Here is a 17,435-nt window from a genome sequence, read left to right as displayed (position 1 = left end):
GGTGTCAGCGGGGCATTGATGTAGTGAGAGATTAGTGAGGTTTTAAGGATGGAATATCAAGAAGACGATTTCCTGCTCTTGTCGGGCATCCAGCACTATGTGTTTTGCAAACGCCAGTGGGCCTTGATCCACATCGAACAGCAGTGGCAGGAGAATCTGCGTACCGTGGAGGGGGCCATTCTGCATGAGAAAACCCATGACAGCACCATCAGGGAAAAGCGGGGAACTCTGATCATTTCCCGGGGGATGGGAGTTTTCTCCCGTACCCTGGGGATCACCGGGGCCTGTGATGTAGTGGAGTTCCATAAGTCCCGGGACGGCGTCACGCTTTACGGCAGGCAGGAAACCTATTTGCCGGTGCCGGTGGAGTACAAACGGGGCAAACCCAAACAGGATAATGCGGATGTGCTCCAATTATGCGCCCAGGCTATGTGCCTGGAAGAGATGCTTTTATGTACTATCCCGGAGGGGTACTTATATTATGGAGAACCCAAACGCAGAACAAAAGTTACCTTGGACGAGGAGATCCGGGAGGAAGTCATCAGGATTTGCTGGGAGATGCATGAGCTCTATGACAAGAGATACACTCCTAAAGTCAAAACCACTAAGGCCTGCAAGGCTTGTTCCCTTAAGGAGCTTTGTCTGCCTAAGTTATGCAAGAATCCGTCGGCCCTGGACTATATGAGGAAAACCATTGCAGAGATTGAGGTTGATCCATGAGAAAATTATTGAATACCCTCTATGTGACGTCCCCTAATACTTATCTATCCCTTGATGGAGAAAATATTGTGATTTTAAAGGAGGATGTGGAGGCCTTGAGAGTTCCTCTGCATAATCTGGAAGGCATTATCGCCTTTGGCTATACCGGGGCCAGCCCGGCCTTGATGGGGGCTTGTGCCAAACGCAATATCGCCTTGAGCTTTATGAAATCCAGCGGGAAATTCCTGGGCAGGGTAGTGGGGGAAGTCAGGGGGAATGTCACCCTAAGAAAAGCCCAGTACAGACTTTCCGACGATGGGACGGAAAGCCATAGAATCGCCAAGAGCTTCATTTTGGGAAAAATATATAACTCCCGCTGGGTGGTGGAGCGGGCTACCCGGGATCATGGGGCCAGGCTGGATGTAGAAAAGTTAAAAGGCGTCTGCCAAACCTTGGCCAATGCTCTGAAATCGGTTGAGAACAGCAAGGATTTGGAGCAGCTGCGGGGAGTGGAAGGGGAAGCGGCAGCCCAATATTTCAGGGTGCTGGATGATTTGATTCTCCGGCAAAAGGAGGACTTTTATTTTAAGGTTCGGAATAAACGCCCTCCTTTGGACAATGTCAACGCCCTGCTCTCTTTTGCCTATACCTTATTGGCTCATGATGCTGCTGCGGCACTGGAAACGGTGGGGTTGGACCCCTATGTAGGATTTTTGCACCGGGACAGGCCGGGGAGGATTTCCTTGGCCTTGGATCTGATGGAAGAACTGCGGGCCGTCTATGCGGATCGTTTTGTCCTTTCTCTGATTAACAGACGGGAGGTCAGTCCCGATGGATTTACCAGGATGGAAAATGGAGCCGTCATCATGGATGACGATACGAGAAGAAATGTCCTAAAGGCGTGGCAAAGCAGGAAACAGGAGGAGATAAAGCATCCTTTTCTGCAGGAGAAAATGGAGTGGAGGCTTGTGCCCTATGCTCAGGCCATGTTGTTGGCCCGGTTTATTCGGGGGGATCTGGACGGATATCCGGCCTTTATGTGGAAGTAGGTGAGATAAAATTTTAGTGCTGATTACCCTATGATGTAAATACGCAAACGGCAGCGGGGAGAAAGCGCTTGCGTCAGGTCGCCAAACAATGTGTGAACTATGGGCAGAGAGTTCAGAATTCGGTTTTTGAATGCGTACTGGATGCGGCGAAGTTCCGTGAGGTCCAACATAAGCTGGAGAAGATCATTGATGTGGAGAAGGACAGCCTGAGGTTTTATTTGTTGGGGAATAATTACAAGAATAAGGTTGAGCACATTGGTGCCAAGGCTTCTTTTGATGTTGAGGATACGCTGATTATTTAGTGCGAACCTATAGTGCACATAAAAACCCCGGGAGGTTCGCACCGCGAGATGTAAGGAAATTTGTTGGAATATATAGAAATGCGCGGGAAGGGCTGTCGGTTTTGGTGTGATACGGAAGAAGATGGGCGGAAATTGTGTTATAGGAGATAGCTTTTCCTGATTTTTGCTGTCGCTCCCTACATGGGAGCGTGGATTGAAATTTACAAATTTTCCGGGAGTCGCTTGGCGTCATCGTCGCTCCCTACATGGGAGCGTGGATTGAAATATATCACGCACTAACGAAGTATTACCGATACCTTTTGTCGCTCCCTACATGGGAGCGTGGATTGAAATCTATAGCCAATATCGCTATCAACAAAAGTTTGGGTCGCTCCCTACATGGGAGCGTGGATTGAAATGACAATATTGATTTTCGATGAGATCCAGTCCACTGTCGCTCCCTACATGGGAGCGTGGATTGAAATTTGCACGAAGCGACCCGCACCAAAGGGGCCAGCAGGTCGCTCCCTACATGGGAGCGTGGATTGAAATCGCTTGCCTTCAAGAAGACTTTGCTCCCGGTGTTGTGTCGCTCCCTACATGGGAGCGTGGATTGAAATACTTGAAATACCTCCTACTTATCCTGCATTGTCAGGTCGCTCCCTACATGGGAGCGTGGATTGAAATTGGATATCCAGGCTCAATACAATGATGACTCTACGCGTCGCTCCCTACATGGGAGCGTGGATTGAAATGAACATCGATAATTATCCTCATCCTAAAATAAGGTCGCTCCCTACATGGGAGCGTGGATTGAAATTCAAAATTTAAATCCGTATTCGTAATCCCTTTAGTCGCTCCCTACATGGGAGCGTGGATTGAAATACCCTCGATAAGTAACTTGATTTCCATTTACACAATGTCGCTCCCTACATGGGAGTGTGGATTGAAATCTTGAGGCGATAGCCATTGTCGACCAGACGGCGGCCCGCAGACTCAATTGGAAAAAATGAGATCGAGTATTAATGAAAGAATGTCACGTCGTGCTTTAATAAATAATAAAAATGAGTACAAATGATGTTTAGGTTAGCCATAATTATGCCTCAGATGAGAAGTTTCCTCTTTGAGATCATTAAAATAATGCAAACTTTTATTTATTGCTTTTAGAAAATAAAAACACAGCCATATAAATATAAAAAGAGCCGCAAAGCACTAAAACAAGTACTCTGCGGCTTCTTAATTCTTAAAAATCAGCAAAAAAAGAAATTTTCTTGGTAAAATAAACCATAAAATGCAACGTTTTTGAAATTTTGTTGCATTTATGTTTAGTGCTAATTCTATATTATCATTACTGAAATGTCAACATATTGGTTTTATGTTAATAAATCTACACGAAAAAACAATTTTTATAGTTGAACCATAGAATACAGCTCGTCTTTTTGATCTTGATTGATGCCAATATAGCGGAGAGTGATACTGGCTGAGCTGTGATTAAAGGTGTCCATAATAAGCCCTATATTGTACTTAGACATCTTATATGTCCAATAACCCCATGTTTTTCTTAAACTGTGAGTGCCAAAGTTTTCAATACCCATTACCGTTGCAGCTTCCTTCAGCACCCTGTAAATCTGGATTCTTCCTAAATAACCGCCTTTTTGACTTTGAAAAAGGTAGTCATCTAAGGCTAGATTCCGTGTTTTAACATAAATATGAAGACATTTGCGCAAGGTTTCATTTATTTTAATCTTCTTTTCTTTGGCTGTTTTCTTTTCGTTTATAATCAGATACTCTCTGAATTGCAACTTTTCGTTAAAAATATCAGTCACCTTAAGAGATATGATATCGCTGATTCTCAAGCCGGTATTAATACCAAACTTAAAAATCAAGGCATATTTCGGATCGCTTCCATTCAAATATTGATAAAGCTGCTTAATCTTGGCTTTTTCTCTAATCGGTTCAACAGTCATAATTATCTTTGTCCTCCTAATGTATCTTTTGCATGTTATATTATACAAAAAGATAAGCTACTATACATATAAAAATTGTGGTGATTTTAAAACTCATTAGCTCAAACCCTTTGTATAATTGGATTTTTTAATTTTTAAAATGCAACAAAATTTCAAGAATGTTGTATTATTTCCATACTTAAGGAAAAGACTCTCTGTAATTCCGGGCTAAAAGGTTGAAAAGAGACGACTAAATGTGCCGTTGAATAGGAAATGTACAAGAACTTACAAATTGATAAAGGCAAATCCATCGAAAGGTGGAGACGCAAAGCCGCAAGTCTAAAGCAAGAAATTGCCATGATCGTTGGGTTGCCAAGAGAAAGATATGGATTAAGGAATTAAACTTAAATTAAGGGACTACTTGTAGCTTAAACCATAAACTTAAAGTAGGCAGCTTTTATGCTGCTTACTTTTTTTGTTTTCATTGACACTTTAGGAAAGGAACGTTTTATCCCAGTGAAGCATGAGCCAACTGTTTATCTATCGGACTTTTTAGAGAACAAGCTATTGGAAGTTGGGAGTAAACATAGAAAGGGGTTAATGAAATGTCTGGCTTTTTATCAAAAGAAGATATCTATGACAAGAATGGGGTATTGCTGCTGAGCAAAGGTCATAAAATAACGCGTGAAGTTGCCAAAAAGCTGTTAAAGCTTGGCAGCTTTAAAGCAGAAGGGCTGATCGGCTTCGATGCCAAACAAAAGACGACATCGTCTTCGATTATCCAGGCATTCGGAGGAAGAAAGAAGATCCGTAACAATCGCGGTCTGGAATATCCGAACAAGATATTAAGCACTATCATCTTTGAGTCTAAAACAAATCCTTGGTGGATCTACGTCAACGCCTTGAGTAATTATGTGGATTGGTTATATACACATTCCATTGATGTTGCCATTATTTCGTTGATGATGGCCGTGGAGCTAAAATACAATGATAAAGAACTTTGGAATATAGGATTGGGTGCTCTTCTCCATGATGTAGGCAAGCTGTTGGTCCCAAAACACATTATTCAAAAACCCGGGCCTCTAAACAAAGTGGAAAAGGTCTATATTTGGCAGCATTGTGAGTTGGGCATGTGTTCTCTGGAACCGTTTGATCTTCCCAAGGAATGCACGGATATGGTTTTGCAGCATCACGAGCGGTTGGACGGAAGTGGATATCCCAAAGGACTCAAGGGAGATGAAATCTGCCGCAACGCCAAAATCGTAATGATTGCCGATGCCGTTGATGCCATTACCTCCGGCCGACCTTATAAGCAACCGCAAGAAATGGAGACTGCCATAGAGATGCTAAGAAATGACGAAGAAAAGTATTCCCAAGAATTAATTGCTTTGCTGGAAAAGATACTGGAATTATGCTGACTGAATTGTTCTCTTGCCGCAAGTTCCCTAAGAGTCTATTGAAAAACCCCTCTATCCGCTGGCTTCTGCCGGCAGGTAGCGGGGCTTTTGTGTTAGTGGATGGGCGGTGCAAAAGCCAGATTAAGGGGCTGACCAATGGACAGGAAAAGAATTAATTTAAAAACGTAAGCCATGCATGGGAGACGAAGTATAGCTTCTAGAGATTTTTAAGAGTCAGACAGAGAGAAAGCCATTGACTAAGTGTCAATAGCTTTGAGGAACGCATTTTTCGGTTTTTTATCAGAACAGTGAGTGAAGCTCTTAAAAAAGCGGCCATATCCTGCATAGAGGATAATGACTCTTATTCGAGAAGTAAGATAAGGCTCATGCAAAGCGTCGATATGACGAATGCTTGAAGAGTATCCCGCAAGTATTACCGAACCAGTGTCAGCATAGGTGAATATAGGAACATTCTGAGCACTTGCAGAATGCTGGGTGCGGTACGTTAAGCAAAGTGTTCTAACTGTACTGTTCTTGGGGGCTTCTTACTCAGTCACGCTTTCAGTCTTTGATTTCCTGTTTACCTTTTCATTAAACTTAGCCGCATCAATGACGAATCTCTCATGAGTGCCTTCAGAAATTAGGTCTATCCCGTCATGAGCCTCTACATGAAAGAATAATTTTTTACCTTCGATCTTTTCTAACCGTAGTTTAACGGTAACAGTTAAACCTGGTGGTGTAGCGGCAAGGTGGCTTAATTTAACATCGGTTCCAACGGTTTGTTCATTAGGCCAATCCAAATGAGGATTGATAGCTTTAATACATGCCCATTCAAATAAGCCCACCATAAATCCCGTTCCAAACACTTTAGGCATTGCTTGGAATTCTTCCGATTCAGGGTAAAGATAAGGAACAGTTTTGTTTTCTGGAACAGTAAACTTAAACTCATAATACAAACCGGATTGTAAAGTACTTTTCATTTGAAATACCTCCCTAATTTAAAGTAACTATACCGGAGTATTCTTGATTGGAGATATTACCGGGGATGCTTTGAAGTTGCACCAGATAAATTGGTGACGTGGCTTGAGTATTATCGAGCAGTATTTTTACGCCCTGAATTATATGGAACTATGAAACCTTCCCGGGCCTTAGGGTTTGGGAAGATTTTTTGTTGTCCAGCTCTGCTATTATATAGTGCTATTATTATTGATCTTGTTGAAGTTAATTACAGAATACTTGCTAACAAATAGTTTGTCAACAAGATAATGCGTTGAAAAAAATAGGCTTTCTTCAGCCTTCCCTTTTATGACAGATTTTTAGTTTAAATTCGCTTTAAAATTTTCTTTAATTCAGCTATTTCTTCTGAACTAAATTGTTTTAATACTTCTATATTTACGTCTTCAACAATTTTACCTATTGGCTCACGCAATTCAGATCCTTTTTCAGTTAATTCGACTTTGATGGCTCGCCGATCTCCTATACAACTATTCCTGATAATCAATGCTTTGTTTTCCAATCTATCAAGGATTCCAGTGATAGTTGAACTATCTAAACCTAAAACATTCCCAATTTGCTTGGGGGTTTGGCCACCTTCATCCCAAAGACATTGTAATACTCCATATTGCACAGGAGTTACGTTAAACGGTTCAAGTTCTGACTTTAAACATTTAAAAACTTTTTGTTGTGCCTGAGTTAGTAAGAAATTAATACATTCAGCCATTTCCATAATTACTGCACCTCTATTTTTCAGTTATAGTTATATGACCACTATATTTCAAACTTATTAATCTTGTCAATGAAGTTTGCAAGCGTCAGAGCTGAAGCATAATTTTCTTAATAAAAATTCAACATTATAATTCGGAATCCAAAGGCTGGAGTTTGATGCCTCAAAAGGGACGTGCATAGGTGTATTTAGTAGCTTAATTGGCTGATTTAACTTGAAATTCCTCATAAGGAACTTTGAGTCTAAAGTACTATATTTATACATATTTATTTGTTGACAAAATACTTGCTAGCAAGTAATATTGAATTGTCAAAAGTTTTTGAATATGCATTGAATTGAAAATCAGAGGAGGGTGATATGGATTTTAATATGCGTTATGGAAAGTGAACCTATATTTAAGCAGAGCCAGTCGAAGAACGGAATCTTGATACGTTCGTGAGAAATAAGTATAGGTTTCAAAGCGACACCCTAAATTTAATAAGAATTAGTTCCCTTGCCACACAATTATAAGGATGTTTTGAGAAGGCCAAGTATTGTCAGCCGTTTATAGGTACACCGGAAAACTATTTATCCCAGGTGAATTTCCGGTTTAGCCCTACAAAACAAATATCCTCCCACTAAAAGTGGGAGGATTGCAATAAAGTTGGTTCAAGGAAACCACCCTTGTCCCGACTGCCTCGGCGAATGCCGGGAGGCTGTTTATATTTAGGAGGAGGAAATTAGAATGGATGTTAATGCTTTTAATTTATCAGAAGAACAAGAAATGATTATGAACACGACTAGATTATTTGCAGAAAAGGAACTTAAACCTATCGCACTTGAGCTCGACGAAACCAGCAGATTTCCTGTAGAACAGTATAAGAAAATGGGTGAGATGGGTTTGCTGGGCTTACCGTTCCCATCAGAATATGGTGGTTCCGACGGAGACTATTTATCCTACATCTTAGCCGTAGAAGAAATTTCCAAAGTGTTTAGTGCCCTTGGTATCTCGTATTCTGTAAGTACCTCCCTCTGTATGGGTGGAATATATCAAAACGCTTCAGAGGAACAAAAGAAAAAATATCTTCCGGATTTATGTTCAGGAAAGAAATTTGGCTCCTTCGGATTAACTGAGCCAAATGCGGGCTCAGATGCAGCCGGTGTAAGAACTACAGCTAAGAAAAATGGAGATCACTATCTATTAAATGGTTCCAAATGCTTCATTACCAACGGCCCTCTATCTGAGACCTTCTTAGTATTTGCTTCAACGGATATAAGTCAAGGAACCAAAGGATTATCAGCGTTTATTATTGAAAAAAGTTTTCCCGGATTTTCCATAGGCACTATTGAAAACAAATGCGGGATAAGAGCCACTCAAGTTTCAGAACTGCTTTTTGAAGACTGTGTTGTCCCGGTTGAAAACCTAGTAGGACAAGAGGGAAAAGGTTTTGGCATAGCAATGAAAACTCTTGATGGCGGGAGATTCGGAGTCGCGGCACAAGGACTTGGCCTTGCAGAAGGAGCATTTGAAATAGCGAAACAATATATGAAAGATAGAATCCAGTTTGGCAAGCCTTTATTTAAGAATCAGTATTTAGCATTTAAAATGGCTGAATTAGAACTTGAAATTGAACAAGCTAAGTATATTTTGTACAAAGGAGTTCTTGATAAACAAGCAGGAAGACCTTATTCAGTTTCAGCAGCTAAGGCAAAAATGGCTTGTACAGATGCAGCCATGCACGTAACTGTAGAATGCGTTCAGATGCTTGGTGGAAATGGCTTCATGAAGGATTATCATGTTGAAAGAATGATGAGAGATGCTAAGATAACTCAGATCTATGAAGGAACAAATGAAATAATGAGAATGATTATTTCCGGAGCTATTTTTAAATAATTTAATTTGGATCCCCAGTTATAGTAGATTTGCGTCCTTGGCAGAGGGCGAAATGATACCTTAGCACTGGGTAGCCCCATCAGGAATGGTAACGAGATAGTTTCGTATTAAGACACCACGGTTTTATCGTGATTGCCCTTTTATTAATTTTCTATTTTGAGTAATGTGATTTAAAGTTGAAAGGAGAGAATGAATGAAAGAGTGCATTGCATGTCATTCCGGACAAATAAAACAGGTGGATATCATAACAAGAGATGATGTATTTACCTTAATTGAGAATAGTGAAGCAATTCTTAGTTCACAAACTCAAAAGATAATAAAGTTTGTTTGTTTGAATTGTGGATTTATAAACCTCTATGCAGAGGACTATTTTTAAGAAAACTCCTGCCCAATAGTTTGCAACATGAATACACGTCCCTATAACGTCGCTGTTATTACACCTCTAATATCACCTATAAGTGAAATTAAAGCATTTTTTCCTCAGTTACATAAGACAGGGACAATACTATTATATCATATTCATGTTTGAATTAAAACAGAAAATTGACCCTTCTGAGTACTTGTCAAGAACGCACTAGCAGCATACTCAGTTAATTGATTTCGGAATATTCAATTAGCCTGGTATTCAGATGGGTCTCTTTATTCATATCAAATGCCCCGCAATTTGCGGGGCAGGTTAAGTCACTGAGGATAACATTGGAGGAGGGCATACTATGAAGAAGGTTATCGTTCTGACAGCAGAAGAGGCTGTAGATTTAGTTAAAGATGGGGACACTCTTTGTACAAGTGGATTTGTTGGAAATAGTCTTCCGGAAGCACTTTTTAAGGCTATAGAAAAGAAATTTTTAGGGACCGGCTATCCTCAAAATATAACGTTGTTTTATCCGGCATCACAAGGCAGCAGGAACGGCACAGGCGGTGATCATTTTGCTCACGAAGGTTTGGTTAAAAGAGTCATAGCAGGTCATTTAAATACTGCTCCGAAGTTAGGCGAACTGTGTCTGGCTAATAAGTGTGAAGGTTATAACTTACCACAAGGTGCTTTGGAATATGTTATCAGAGATGCTGCGGGTCATAGGCCCGGCACAATTACCCATGTTGGGTTAGGTACGTTTGTTGATCCGAGAAATGGCGGAGGTAAAATAAACGCCAGGACGACAGAAGATTTAGTAGAAGTTATAAAAATTGGCAATGAAGAAAAGCTTTTCTACAAAGCATTTCCTATAGATATCGCTTTCCTGAGAGGTACTTATGCGGATGAGTATGGCAATGTAACCCTGGAAAAAGAAGTAGCTACTATTGAGGTTACATCTATAGCACAGGCAGTTATCAATAATGGCGGAAAAGTCATTGTTCAGGTGGAAAAGGTTGTAAAAGGCGGTACTTTAGACCCCAGACTGGTTCAAATACCTGGCATTTATGTTCATGCTGTTGTAGAAGTAGCTGATATGAAAGATCACGAACAAAGCGTTGGACATGAATATAACCCGGCACTTTGCGGGGAAGCAAGAGCACCTGAAGGTGGCGTTGAAACGACCCCATTAAGTATTAAAAAGGTTATTGGCAGAAGAGCAGCTATGGAATTGGTAGAGAATACCGTTGTTAATTTAGGTGTAGGAACACCTGAGTATGTTGCTCAAGTTGCCAGTGAAGAAGGAATAGCAAGTTATATGACCTTAACAGTTGAATCAGGGGCAATAGGAGGCAGTCCTCAAGGCGGAGCCAGATTTGGTGCTACTTTAAATCCTGACGCTATTATTGATCAAAATAGTCAGTTTGATTTTTATGATGGCGGCGGTCTGGACATGGCATTTTTAGGCTTAGCTGAATGTGATAAACAGGGCAACATTAATGTCAGCAAATTTGGCCCCAAAATACCAGGTTGCGGTGGTTTCATCAATATCACCCAAAATGCCAAAAAAGTATTCTTCTGCGGCACATTTACAGCCGGGGGCTTAAAAGAAAGAATTGAAGATGGCAAGCTAATAGTCGAGCAAGAAGGCAGGCAAAGGAAATTTATTAAAGAAGTTGAACAAGTTACATTTAGTGGAAATTATGCCGTTAAAACGAAACAACCGGTTTTATATATTACAGAAAGAGCTGTATTTGAATTAAAAGAAGATGGACTTAACTTAATAGAAGTTGCTCCTGGAATTGATATCCAAACCCAAATTATCGATTTAATGGATTTTGCCCCTAAGATTGACAGCGGACTTAAGCTCATGGACGCAAGACTTTTTAGTGAAGAACTAATGAACTTGAAAAAATAAGCAAAGAGGGAGATTAAGCTATGTTTACAATGGGGATTGATATTGGGTCCTCATCCTCAAAGGTTGTAATCCTTGAAGATGGAGTTAATATTATCGCCGGAGAAGTTATTCAGATTGGAACAGGTTCTACGGGACCTAAACGTGTACTGGATGAAGCTCTTGCCAAAGCAGGTCTTACATTGCAAGACATGGCTAAAATTATTGCTACAGGCTATGGAAGATCGTCTGTGGAAGAAGCACACAAACAAATCAGCGAAATCAGTTGTCAGGCTAAGGGAGTTTTCTTTTTAGTTCCTTCAGCAAAATTAATTATTGATATTGGCGGTCAGGATGTTAAGGCCATTAAACTTGACAGTAAAGGCTGTGTTAAGCAGTTTTTTATGAATGATAAATGTGCCGCCGGAACAGGACGTTTTCTCGATGTTATGTCGCGGGTACTGGAAGTTAATCTTGATGAAATGGCGGAATACGATGCCCGGGCAACAGAACCTGCCACGGTCAGCAGCACTTGCACAGTTTTTGCAGAATCTGAGGTAATATCTCAGCTTGCCAACGGAGTTGCTAAAGAGAACATTATTGCAGGGGTTCACCAGTCAGTTGCTAGCAAAGCCTGTGGACTTGCCTATCGATGTGGGGTGGAAGAGGACATCGTGATGTGCGGAGGCGTTGCTAAGGACTTAGGGGTTGTCAGAGCAATCAGCAAAGAACTGAAAAAACCGGTCATTGTAGCTCCTAATCCACAAATTACAGCTGCACTTGGAGCTGCTATATTTGCCTTCGAAGAAGTTATGGAAACTGTTATGGTTGCCTTCGAAGAAGTTAGGGGAGCTAATAAATAAAGAAAAGAGGTATAGGAAATGACGGATACAACAACTATGAGTGCCAAAGAATTGTTAGGTTTCTATCAGGAAGAATTGTATGAAGAAGCGAGACAGGCCAAAAAAGAAGGAAAACTTGTTTGTTGGTCTGCATCGGTTGCTCCTTCGGAGTTTTGTGTGGCTATGGATGTGGCGATGATCTATCCTGAAACACATGCTGCGGGGATTGGGGCAAGAAAAGGTGCCTTAGATGTGCTGGAAGTTGCCGATGAAAAAGGCTATAACCTGGATACTTGCTCCTATGCAAGAGTCAATATGGGTTATATGGAACTTCTGAAACAAGAGGCTTTAACAGGAATAACGCCGGAAAAGCTTGAAAAATCCCCGGCGGCCAGAATACCGCTGCCCGATTTTGTCATAACCTGCAACAACATTTGCAACACCTTGCTTAAGTGGTATGAGAATCTTGCCGTTGAATTAAATATTCCCTGCATCATCATTGATGTTCCCTTTAATCATACCATGCCCATTCCCCAGTATGCTAAGGACTATATTGCGGAACAGTTTAAGGAGGCTATTACTCAGCTTGAGGAAATTTGCGGCAGGAAATTCGACTACGACAAATTTTTGAAAGTACAGGAACAAACCCAGCGTTCTGTGGCCCAGTGGAACAGAATTGCTGCTTTGTCGGGACATAAACCATCTCCTTTAAATGGTTTTGATCTTTTCAACTATATGGCCCTGATCGTTTGTGCCAGAAGCAGAGACTACGCGGAAATTACCTTTAAAAAGTTTGCCGATGAACTTGAAGAAAACCTCAAAAACGGTATCTACGCCTTTAAAGGAAATGAACAAAAGCGTGTAACTTGGGAGGGCATAGCTGTTTGGCCGCATCTGGGCCATACATTTAAAGGCTTAAAGAATCTGGGCAATATCATGACAGGTTCGGCTTATCCCGGTTTGTGGAATCTTACCTACACACCTGGGGATATGAGTTCCATGGCGGAAGCTTATACCAGAATTTATATCAATACTTGTCTCGATAACAAAGTTAAGGTGCTTAGTGACGTCATCAGCGGCGGAAAGTGTGACGGGGTTATTTATCATCAGAACAGAAGCTGTAAGCTCATGAGTCTTCTCAATGTCGAAACGGCTGATATACTCCAAAAACAAAATCATTTACCCTATGTCAGCTTTGATGGGGACCAAACGGATCCTCGTAACTTTGCTCCTGCCCAGTTTGATACACGTATCCAGGCCTTAGATGAAATGATGAAGCAGAATAAGGAGGGAGTTTCCAATGAGTAGAATTGAAACGATTATCAGTGAATTAACGTCCATTGCCAATAATCCCCGCCAGGCTATGGAAGATTATAAAAAAGAAACCGGCAAAGGGTCGGTTGGGGTTATGCCTTATTATGCTCCTGAAGAAATCATTCATGCCGCAGGGTATCTGCCCGTAGGTATTTGGGGAGGACAAAAGAGTATTTCCAAGGCCCGGGCCTATTTGCCTCCCTTTGCTTGTTCAATTATGCAATCCGTGGTGGAAATGCAGCTTGAAGGGGTCTATGACGATTTAGAAGCGGTCCTTTTCCCTGTTCCTTGTGACACCTTAAAATGTCTTAGCCAAAAATGGAAAGGAACCTCCCCTGTCATCGTTTTAACTCATCCTCAAAACAGAAAACTGGAAGCAGCCAATAAGTTTCTTGCTGAGGAATATAGGCTTGTGCGTGAAAAACTGGAAAAAATCCTGAATGTTAAGATTACAGACGAGGCACTTAACCAAAGCATTGAAATTTATAACGAAAATCGTAAAGTAATGCGTGAATTTACAGAGATAGCTGCTAATTATCCCAACATTATTGATCCCGTAAAACGTCATGCGCTTATCAAAGCCAGATTCTTTATGGAAAAAGCCAAACATACCGCTCTGGTCAAAGAATTGAATGCAGAGCTTAAAGCGTTACCGGTGGAAGCCTTTACAGGCAAAAAGGTTGTTTTGACAGGCATTATGGCTGAACCCAATGAAGTATTGGACATTTTGCAAGATAACGGTTTTGCTGTTGTGGCAGATGACCTGGCCCAGGAATCCAGACTGTTCAGAAATGATGTTCCCTCAGGGACAGACCCACTCTATCGCTTGGCTAAATGGTGGCAGGAATTCGATGGTTGTTCTCTGGCTGTCGATGCGAAAAAACCAAGAGGCCCCATGCTGATGGATATGGTTAAAGCATCTAAGGCCGATGCCGTTGTGGTTTGCATGATGAAGTTCTGTGACCCTGAAGAATTTGACTATCCAATCTACTACAGACAGTTTGAAGAAGCCGGAATTAAGAGCTTATTTATAGAAATTGACCTGGAACCAACCTCCTTTGAACAGACTAAAACCAGAGTTCAAAGTTTTAGAGAAATGCTGTGATTTCTAAGTTAATAGATCGTAGTTATATCTCTTGTTGCTTGTTTACAGCCCGTGGTGGGAAGAGGTAGTGTTCGTGCCCCTTCCCCCTTTGTTTGTTCGGCAGAGAATGATAGTTCTTTAGTGAAGGTTCCCTTTAATTGAAATTAAGTGGTCCGGCAGGCGTGCCATATTCGAAGCGTTACAAGGAGGTATAAGGATGTTAGCTCGTGAAGTTTTGGATGAACTTGTTCGAGTGCTCGGTCGTGAAAATGTCCTCACAGAGCAGGAAGACTTATTGACCTATGCTTATGACGCAACTGCGGCGATGAAACATCATAAGCCGGATGTCGTGGTTGCACCTCTATCGACTGAACAGGTGGCAGATGTGGTGAAAATCGCCCTGCGTTACCAGGTCCCTATTTATACACGTGGTTCCGGAACGAACCTTAGCGGGGGAACGATTCCCATTGCAGGAGGTATCGTTCTCTCTATGCTCAACCTCAACAAAATTCTGGAAGTAGACCAGGATAATTTAACGGCAACCGTTCAGCCTGGGGTGATCATTCAGGCTCTCAATGATGAAGCGGCAAAACACGGTTTATTGTATCCGCCGGACCCCGGCACCGTCACCACAGCAACTATGGGCGGCTCGGTTTCAGAGTGTTCAGGTGGATTGCGCGGCCTGAAATATGGTGTAACCAAACATTATATTATGGGCTTGCAAATAGTCCTGGCCAATGGAGAAGTCATTCGTTGGGGCGGAAAAACGGTCAAGAACGTGACCGGGTATGATTTAGTGGCTCTCTTTACCGGGGCTGAAGGAACCTTGGGAATTATCACTGAAATAATCGTCAAATTAATTCCGGCTCCGGAAGCACGTAAGAGCATTTTGGCGGTCTTTGATGACCTTGATAAAGCCGGGAGGGCCATCGCAGCCATTATTCGCAATAAAATTATTCCGGCGACCCTGGAGATCCTGGATAATGTGACGATTCAGACCGTGGAAAACTTTGTCCATGCGGGACTCCCCATGGACGCGGAAGCAGTCCTCTTATGTGAAGTGGACGGCTACAAGGAAGTTGTCCAACGGGAAGCTGTTTTGGTGGAACGAATTCTGAAAGTAGAAGGAGCCGTTCAGGTAAACATAGCTAAAGATGATAAAGAGCGCGACCTTTTGTGGCTGGCTCGCCGCAGCGCCCTGCCTGCTCTCGCTCAAAAACGGCCGACCACCGTACTTGAAGATGCCACCGTTCCCCGGAGTAAAATTCCGGATATGATTAAAGCCATCCGTCGAATTGCCATAAAACACAATCTGCAAATTGCTACCTTCGGGCATGCGGGAGACGGAAATCTGCATCCCACCATTTTAACCGATGAACGGGAAGCAGAAGAAATGAAACGAGTGCACCTGGCAGTGGATGAGATTTTCGAAACGGCGCTGGCCCTGGGCGGAACCCTTTCCGGTGAACATGGGATTGGTATTGCAAAAATGAAATATCTGAACCGGGAATTTGGGGAAGCAGGGGTGGCAGCCTTGCGGCGCCTTAAAGAAGCCCTGGATCCCAACTATTTGCTGAACCCTGGGAAGATTGTAAGGAGGGACTGATCGTGTCCGTATATGATTCACTGGATTCGATTACCGGAGAACTCCATAAATGTATGAAATGCGGAAATTGCATGGCGGTATGCCCCATTTACAAGGAAACCCGTCAGGAAGTCGGAGTTGCCAGGGGAAAAATCAGTTTAGCGGAATTCATTCTCTCCGGCGAAATAGAGATGACGAAGGGCATGGGGGATCGTTTTTCCCTTTGTACGACCTGTATGGCTTGTAATACCAACTGTCCCTGTGGGGTTCGGTTCGATAAAATTATTCTGGCAGCAAGAGCGGAAGCCGTCCGTAAAAAAGGACTGCAGTCGGCCAAAAAAATTGCCTTTACTGCCTTGAAGATGCAACGGGTGTTTGATTTTGGGATGAAGGCGGGAAGTATTTTCCAGGGTGTTGCCTTAAAAAACATACCGAACCGGCACAGCAAATTGGCACGTATGCGCGTGGATGTGGGGATAGGTAAAGAGAAAGTCTTCCCCATGCTGGCCAAGAAGACCTTGCGTTCCCAGTTCCCTGAAGTGATCAAGGTTAAAAACCCTAAGCTGAGAGTCGGGTTCTTTACGGGCTGCATGATTAACTATTTTTACACGGACATCGGTAAAGCGGTGATCGAGGTGCTTAGGGAAAATGACATTGAGGTCGTTATTCCTAAGTCTCAGGCTTGTTGCGGTATCCCGGCCTCGGTCAATGGGGATGTGGATTCAGCACGGACTTTGGCCAAACGCAATTTGCGGGCCTTTGAGAAGGTGGGGGCGGATGCCTTAGTGGTAGCCTGTTCTTCAGGTGGTACTGCCTGGAAGCATGTTTTTGGAGAGCTGCTGGAAAATGATCACGAACTTAAAGCCCTGGCGGATCAATGGGCTAAAAAATCCTATGATATTTCTGAGTTTCTGATTCATCAAGTTCCCTTTAAGAAAGAAGGTTTGGGCCGGGTAGCGCGTAAAGTGACCTATCATGAACCGTGCCACTTAAACCGGGGACAGGGGATTAGTAAGGAACCCCGGGAGATTTTAAAAAGCATCCCCGGTGTGGAATTGGTTGAAATGAAAGAGCCGGGCCGCTGTTGCGGTATGGCAGGATCATTCAGCCTTATCCACCCGGATCTCTCCGGACAGATTTCTGATCGTAAAACAGCAGATATCCAGATGACCCATACGGATACCGTAGCAACGGGTTGTCCGGCTTGCCGGCTGCAGCTGCAAAGCGGGGTGGAGAATGCCGGATTTGACGAAGAAGTATTGCATACGGTTCAAATCCTGGCTGAGTCTTATCGGGCCGGTAAGAAGAATTGAAACCTTCTAAATAGTTAGCATGATGGAAACGCTTTGCATAAGTGTTTCCATGTTTTTTGTAAGAATATTAGTACTGCTCTCTT

13 protein-coding genes, 1 pseudogene, 1 CRISPR repeat array and 1 riboswitch are annotated in these 17,435 nt (G+C 42.4%); of the genes and pseudogenes, 11 read left to right on the top strand and 3 right to left on the bottom strand.

Features of this window, described 5'->3' with window-relative positions; translation table 11 throughout:
- Positions 1-48: 48 nt before the first annotated feature.
- From cas4 to cas2, 3 genes and pseudogenes are all read left to right on the top strand, one after another.
- Complete coding sequence (gene cas4 / locus DESYODRAFT_RS17885) at positions 49-720, top strand: CRISPR-associated protein Cas4 (protein WP_007785237.1); 672 nt, start codon at positions 49-51, stop codon at positions 718-720.
- Complete coding sequence (gene cas1c / locus DESYODRAFT_RS17880; protein ID WP_007785235.1) at positions 717-1,748, top strand: type I-C CRISPR-associated endonuclease Cas1c; 1,032 nt, start codon at positions 717-719, stop codon at positions 1,746-1,748. Before cas4 ends, cas1c begins: the two co-directional genes overlap by 4 nt.
- A gap of 10 nt (positions 1,749-1,758) precedes the next feature.
- Positions 1,759-2,050, top strand: a pseudogene (gene cas2 / locus DESYODRAFT_RS17875) (CRISPR-associated endonuclease Cas2).
- Positions 2,051-2,218: 168 nt separating this feature from the next.
- Positions 2,219-2,982: a CRISPR direct-repeat array (repeat unit 32 nt; unit sequence GTCGCTCCCTACATGGGAGCGTGGATTGAAAT).
- 453 nt (positions 2,983-3,435) lie between these two features.
- On the opposite strand, the gene DESYODRAFT_RS17870 reads toward cas2, so the two are convergent.
- Positions 3,436-3,996, bottom strand: a complete 561-nt coding sequence (locus DESYODRAFT_RS17870) for a tyrosine-type recombinase/integrase (RefSeq protein ID WP_007785232.1) — start codon at positions 3,994-3,996, stop codon at positions 3,436-3,438.
- A 269-nt stretch (positions 3,997-4,265) separates the two neighbouring features.
- Positions 4,266-4,352: riboswitch (cyclic di-GMP riboswitch) on the top strand.
- A 228-nt stretch (positions 4,353-4,580) separates the two neighbouring features.
- On the opposite strand from DESYODRAFT_RS17870, the gene DESYODRAFT_RS17865 reads away from it, so the two are divergent.
- Positions 4,581-5,393 (top strand): HD-GYP domain-containing protein, encoded by an 813-nt coding sequence (locus DESYODRAFT_RS17865; protein WP_007785228.1) that lies wholly within the window; start codon positions 4,581-4,583, stop codon positions 5,391-5,393.
- A gap of 524 nt (positions 5,394-5,917) precedes the next feature.
- Here the strand turns inward: DESYODRAFT_RS17865 and DESYODRAFT_RS17860 are convergent.
- Together DESYODRAFT_RS17860 and DESYODRAFT_RS17855 are read right to left on the bottom strand one after the other, a co-directional pair.
- Positions 5,918-6,352 (bottom strand): thioesterase family protein, encoded by a 435-nt coding sequence (locus DESYODRAFT_RS17860; protein WP_007785226.1) that lies wholly within the window; start codon positions 6,350-6,352, stop codon positions 5,918-5,920.
- 341 nt (positions 6,353-6,693) lie between these two features.
- Positions 6,694-7,098 carry a MarR family winged helix-turn-helix transcriptional regulator gene (locus tag DESYODRAFT_RS17855; protein ID WP_007785223.1) on the bottom strand — a complete coding sequence of 135 codons (405 nt, stop codon included), beginning with the start codon at positions 7,096-7,098 and terminating at the stop codon, positions 6,694-6,696.
- 721 nt (positions 7,099-7,819) lie between these two features.
- Between DESYODRAFT_RS17855 and DESYODRAFT_RS17850 the strand changes: the two genes are divergently transcribed.
- From DESYODRAFT_RS17850 to DESYODRAFT_RS17815, 7 genes are all read left to right on the top strand, one after another.
- Complete coding sequence (locus DESYODRAFT_RS17850) at positions 7,820-8,968, top strand: acyl-CoA dehydrogenase family protein (protein ID WP_007785221.1); 1,149 nt, start codon at positions 7,820-7,822, stop codon at positions 8,966-8,968.
- A 713-nt stretch (positions 8,969-9,681) separates the two neighbouring features.
- Entirely contained in the window at positions 9,682-11,238 is a 1,557-nt protein-coding gene (locus DESYODRAFT_RS17840) for an acyl CoA:acetate/3-ketoacid CoA transferase (protein WP_007785217.1), read from the top strand.
- Positions 11,239-11,258: 20 nt separating this feature from the next.
- Positions 11,259-12,077, top strand: a complete 819-nt coding sequence (locus DESYODRAFT_RS17835; protein WP_007785216.1) for an acyl-CoA dehydratase activase — start codon at positions 11,259-11,261, stop codon at positions 12,075-12,077.
- A gap of 18 nt (positions 12,078-12,095) precedes the next feature.
- Positions 12,096-13,364, top strand: coding sequence for a 2-hydroxyacyl-CoA dehydratase subunit D (locus tag DESYODRAFT_RS17830; RefSeq protein WP_007785214.1), 1,269 nt, complete (start codon positions 12,096-12,098; stop codon positions 13,362-13,364).
- Positions 13,357-14,475, top strand: coding sequence for a 2-hydroxyacyl-CoA dehydratase subunit D (locus tag DESYODRAFT_RS17825; protein WP_007785212.1), 1,119 nt, complete (start codon positions 13,357-13,359; stop codon positions 14,473-14,475). The genes DESYODRAFT_RS17830 and DESYODRAFT_RS17825 overlap by 8 nt, the downstream gene beginning before the upstream one ends.
- 196 nt (positions 14,476-14,671) lie before the next feature.
- Entirely contained in the window at positions 14,672-16,060 is a 1,389-nt protein-coding gene (locus tag DESYODRAFT_RS17820) for an FAD-binding oxidoreductase (RefSeq protein ID WP_007785211.1), read from the top strand.
- A 2-nt stretch (positions 16,061-16,062) separates the two neighbouring features.
- A complete protein-coding gene (locus DESYODRAFT_RS17815) occupies positions 16,063-17,352 on the top strand; it encodes a (Fe-S)-binding protein (RefSeq protein WP_007785209.1) in 1,290 nt (429 codons plus the stop codon).
- Positions 17,353-17,435 lie beyond the last annotated feature (83 nt).

This window comes from Desulfosporosinus youngiae DSM 17734 (assembly GCF_000244895.1).
In the GTDB taxonomy this organism is placed as follows: domain Bacteria; phylum Bacillota; class Desulfitobacteriia; order Desulfitobacteriales; family Desulfitobacteriaceae; genus Desulfosporosinus; species Desulfosporosinus youngiae.
This window is presented reverse-complemented; position numbering and strand designations above follow the sequence as displayed.